This window comes from Citrobacter sp. VF227 (assembly GCF_052950715.1).
Genome location: NZ_JBRFVF010000386.1, coordinates 1 through 470 on the forward strand (window position 1 = coordinate 1; position 470 = coordinate 470).

The 470-nt window shown below is 59.8% G+C and carries 1 protein-coding gene; it reads right to left on the bottom strand.

Annotation, left to right across the window (positions count from 1 at the left end):
• Positions 1-141: 141 nt before the first annotated feature.
• Positions 142-470 (bottom strand): PilZ domain-containing protein (locus ACU8YC_RS26885; RefSeq protein ID WP_446896241.1); only part of this gene is annotated, 329 nt, incomplete at its 5' end.

A 470-nucleotide genomic window follows, 5' to 3' on the forward strand; every position in this document is an offset into this window, starting at 1 on the left:
CCTAAGGGGAAGGTTGTGAGTTCGAACCTCGCCTGGGACGCCATCAAAGCCTGCATGACGAGGCAAAGCCGCAGCGGGCGGCTCGCCAGCTGGCAAGCGCTGCAGGGCTAGTTGGTGGGGTAGCTAGGGTGCGGTAGATGATTAGCCGAATGGCGAGTCGGTATTGTCGCGGCGTGCATCGCGCTGTAGCTGGTAGACCAATCGTTCGATCTGCCGTTGGGTCAATCCGCTAAGGCGGTGGAAGCGCAGCCCGCACATGGTCATATCCAGCTTTTCATCGACCACCAGGTGGCGGAGTTCGACTTCCGTCTGAATGGTTCCGATCGGGAGCTTGGCGGCCAGTTCATAAACCTGGCCTGTCTGCAGATTACCCTGATTGCCTTTGATGCTCAGTTTGCAGCCCGTTGCGGAGATATCGAGCAGGCGGCCTTCCAATGCATTTCGTACCGCTGCGCCGCCTAGCTGGGCGG